This is a genomic window from Cyanobium sp. NIVA-CYA 375, assembly GCF_056108345.1.
The window spans coordinates 1-1,888 of the sequence record NZ_JBSYHW010000177.1 but is presented as its reverse complement, the minus strand read 5'-3'; the positions used below and the strand labels follow the sequence as shown (position 1 = coordinate 1,888).

The 1,888-nt window shown below is 63.6% G+C and carries 3 protein-coding genes; 1 reads left to right on the top strand and 2 read right to left on the bottom strand.

Annotation, left to right across the window (positions count from 1 at the left end; genetic code table 11):
* Positions 1 to 614: 614 nt before the first annotated feature.
* Positions 615 to 791, bottom strand: a complete 177-nt coding sequence (locus AC01FP_RS17295; protein WP_474481948.1) for a hypothetical protein — start codon at positions 789 to 791, stop codon at positions 615 to 617.
* Between AC01FP_RS17295 and AC01FP_RS17290 the strand changes: the two genes are divergently transcribed.
* Positions 784 to 939 (top strand): hypothetical protein, encoded by a 156-nt coding sequence (locus AC01FP_RS17290; protein WP_474481947.1) that lies wholly within the window; start codon positions 784 to 786, stop codon positions 937 to 939. The two genes, AC01FP_RS17295 and AC01FP_RS17290, sit on opposite strands and share 8 nt — an antisense overlap.
* A 124-nt stretch (positions 940 to 1,063) precedes the next feature.
* On the opposite strand, the gene AC01FP_RS17285 is transcribed toward AC01FP_RS17290, so the two are convergent.
* Positions 1,064 to 1,888 (bottom strand): nucleotide sugar dehydrogenase (locus tag AC01FP_RS17285; protein ID WP_474481946.1); only part of this gene is annotated, 825 nt, incomplete at its 5' end.

The window sequence follows — 1,888 nt, the reverse complement described above, 5'->3', positions numbered from 1 at the left end:
GCTGGAGTCAACCGGCAGAAGTGTGGATAAACAAGCCAACAGAAGAGCCCGATCCGCTCATGGCGCTACCCTTAATCCAGGCCGCTTAAATGGCAGCCAAGGAGTGACAACTTTCCTGAAAGTCACCGGTCCGGACTGTTCCGCCCGCAGGCGGGCGGCTCCTCCTTGGCTGGCATCGGCGGCTTACCGCCACCGACACCAGCCAAGGAGGTCTGAGGGGAAAACAGCCGGAGCAACCTCACCGGCATCAATACCAGACGACAACCAACGCAACCAGACAAGAAAACCATGAGCAAGCAGAGGCACCGCCGGAGCAGCCAAGGCGGAACCACTACGGAAACAAGGCCCCAGACCTGCTCAGGGGTGGCGCAGTTTTCGGTGTAGGAAGTGGCCCAGTTTTCGATGTCGCTTGACACACCGAGAGGAACACCATGTCGGCAGCGGCATTGGGCGGGACTCCGCTCGCAGCCGAAAGGTGCTGGCGCCTGCCGAGTGAGCTGGGGGGGGGTATTTGTCGCCATCGACTTTCTGAGCTGGTGAGGGCCTCACGAACTGCAGCCTGGTTCAGCCCGTTGGCGGCCTGAGCTCCTCCAGCAACACAGCCAGGGCTTCACTCAGTTGGAGCCGGTTGCGGGAGGTGTCTGCGAGGTGGAATCGGCATTGAGCAGCAAGGCATCCATTCTGGATTCGAGCTCGGCGAGCCGCCTGTTCTCTTCCCTCAGCTGCTCGGTTTCGATCCTCAGCTGCCTCGTTCGCTGCTCGATGTCGTAGACGGGACGCCAGTTGAACATCGCCAACAAGCGCCGCCAGGGCGGCAATGTGGAGACCCACTCCGACCTGGTCATGGGCCGGGAGTCTGCGGAAGCGGGAGAAGTTGTCATCGCCATAGTTGGTGGTGAACGAAATCAGCAGCAGCAGGGAACCGGCCACAAGGGTTGACCAGCCCTGGAGATCCAGCAGCCGGGGCGGCGGGACTGGAGCAGGCAGCCCCGGAAGGCTTTGACCATCTGACATCACCGTAGCTAGGGCGCACCCATCCCGATCACGCCATGGAACTGCAGTACTAGCTGCGATGGGTGAGTGGTTTCCCGGGTTGAAGCTGAGCGGAAGGGTCTTTCGAGAGGGAGGGGCGGGCTGAAGGGAGGCGGTGCTGCAGGGGAAGGCAGCGGGAGGCAAGGGTGGTTGACGCCAGAGCACCGCCTGCACCGAAGCCCCCCGCCCAATCGCGTAAATACGTCCACCCCAGCTCGGCCAGCCGCTCCGGGTCGTAGAGATTGCGCCTATCAAAGATCAGCTTCTGGCGCAGGGCGGTGGCCAACTGATCGAAATTGGGCGCCATGAAGCGTTTCCAGTCGGTGCAGATCACCAGGGCATCGGCGCCCTCGGTGGCTTCTTCCTTGGTGGCAGCCAGCACGAGCCTCCCATCAGCCAGAGCTTCCGGGTAAATCCGCTCGGCTTCCTCTGCCGCCTTGGGGTCGTAGGCCGCCACCGTGGCGCCATCGGCCCAGAGCGCCTCCAGCAGCTCGCGGGAGGGCGCCTCCCGCATGTCGTCGGTGTTGGGCTTAAAGGCCAGGCCCCACACCGCAAAGCGCCTCCCGGCCAGGCCGGCGTCGCCACCGAAGTGCTGGCTGATCAGGCGGTGCAGGCGTTGCTTCTGAAACTGGTTCACCGCTTCCACGGCCTGGAGCAGCTCTGGCGCGTAACCGGCCTGCTGAGCAGTGCGCACCAGGGCCTGCACATCTTTGGGGAAGCAGGAGCCGCCGTAGCCGCAGCCGGGCCAGATGAACTGAAAGCCAATGCGCGGGTCGGAGCCAATGCCGATGCGCACCCGCTCGATGTCGGCGCCGAGGTGTTCGGCCAGGTTGGCCAGCTCGTTCATGAACGAGAT

Bases quoted from the DNA above. Each gene is read 5' to 3' on its own strand.
- AC01FP_RS17295 (WP_474481948.1), bottom strand. From the start codon at position 791: ATGTTCAACTGGCGTCCCGTCTACGACATCGAGCAGCGAACGAGGCAG.